This window comes from Micrococcus sp. KRD026, assembly GCF_017168445.1.
Taxonomy (GTDB): Bacteria; Actinomycetota; Actinomycetes; order Actinomycetales; family Micrococcaceae; genus Micrococcus; species Micrococcus luteus.
Window position 1 is genome coordinate 1 of record NZ_JABFBA010000037.1, and the last position, 1,327, is coordinate 1,327.

General features: G+C 68.4%; 2 protein-coding genes and 1 CRISPR repeat array. Of the genes, one reads left to right on the forward strand and one right to left on the reverse strand.

The window, feature by feature from the left end:
• Positions 1-181 (forward strand): hypothetical protein (locus tag J1M40_RS11780; RefSeq protein WP_206450809.1); only part of this gene is annotated, 181 nt, incomplete at its 5' end.
• 149 nt (positions 182-330) lie between these two features.
• Positions 331-664: direct repeats of the CRISPR family, unit length 22 nt; unit sequence GGGCTCATCCCTGCGTGCGCGG.
• Position 665: 1 nt separating this feature from the next.
• Here J1M40_RS11780 and J1M40_RS11785 read toward each other — a convergent pair.
• Positions 666-1,327, reverse strand: a 662-nt coding sequence (locus J1M40_RS11785; RefSeq protein ID WP_206450810.1) for an RNA-guided endonuclease TnpB family protein, incomplete at its 5' end; no start/stop codon positions are given.

Genomic DNA, 1,327 nt, shown 5'->3' on the forward strand with positions numbered 1-1,327 from the left:
GGCCAAGCCCGGTGAAAAGATCCAGGTGATCGCCAACGTCCCGCAGCTGCCCGCCGCCGGCGACCTGCACTGCGAGATCATCGCCGACGGCACCACCGCCCCCCTGGACGCCCAGACCGGCGACCCCAAGGGCATGCCCATGGTCCAGTGCGAGGCCACCGTCCCCGAGCCCACCAGCTGAGCATCCCGCGGACACCGCGACACGTCCCCGCAGCACCTCCACGACACCCGCAGCTGTCACGAGCACTGGCTGGCGTCTAGGAAGGACCGGGGACCAGCCCAGATCCCTACGACAGCTCAACCCAGGAGCCGTGAATGCCCCTGGGAGTCTGGCTCATCCCTACGCGGGCGGAGCTTCCCGGTATTCGATCCGATTCAAGGCCGCCATCTGGGGCTCATCCCTGCGTGCGCGGGGCTTCCTCGGCAAGCAGCTCGTCCACAGCAGCAGCATCGGGCTCATCCCTGCGTGCGCAGGGCTTCCCAGCGCACCGATGACGTCATCAAGAAGCAGATGGGCTCATCCCTGCGTGCGCGGCGCTTCCACCTGACGGACTGACTGACTGACTGACTGAGGGGGCTCATCCCTGCGTGCGCGGGGCTTCCCCGGTGAGCGAGTGGTTGTTCCCTGTTCCCCTGGGCTCATCCCTGCGTGCGCGGGGCTTCCACTACCTGGCCAGGGCGGATGCTCCGCGCTCTGCGCTTTCCCCTTCGGTTGAGGGGGGTTGGGATGACCAGCCAGTTGCCCGGCTGGACATGCCCACACCCTGGGGTGCGGGCTTGACGCTTCCACGCCCCTGCCCCGCGGCCCCGCCAGATGGCGGGCCCGAGACAGCAGCTCCACGTCCGTTTCGACTCTCCCGACGGCCTCGGGCGAGCTCGACCCCTGCTCCACGCTCCTCCTGCACAGCCCACGCCCGGATGTTGATCGCGGCGTTCACGTCGCGGTCGATCACCAGGTGGCAGGCCTCGCACTCGAAGGTCCGCTCGGCCAGGGACAGCGTGGATTTGACTGTCCCGCAGCGCGAGCACGCCTTCGAGGAGGGCGCGAATCGGTCGATCATCTTCACCTGGGACCCTGCCCAGGAGGTCTTGTAGTCCAGCTGCCGGCGCAGCATCCCCAGCCCGGCATCCAGGATCGCCCGGTTCAACCCGGACTTGGCGGCCACGTTCCTACCCGGCGCCTCGAGCGTCCCGCGAGCCGAACGGGTCATCCCCGCCACGTTCAGGTCCTCCAGGGCGACCACCGCGAAGTCCATCGCCAGTCTCGTGGACACCTGATGCAGCAGCCCCGCCCGACGTAGGGCGATCCCGTGATGGCTGTCTCTTA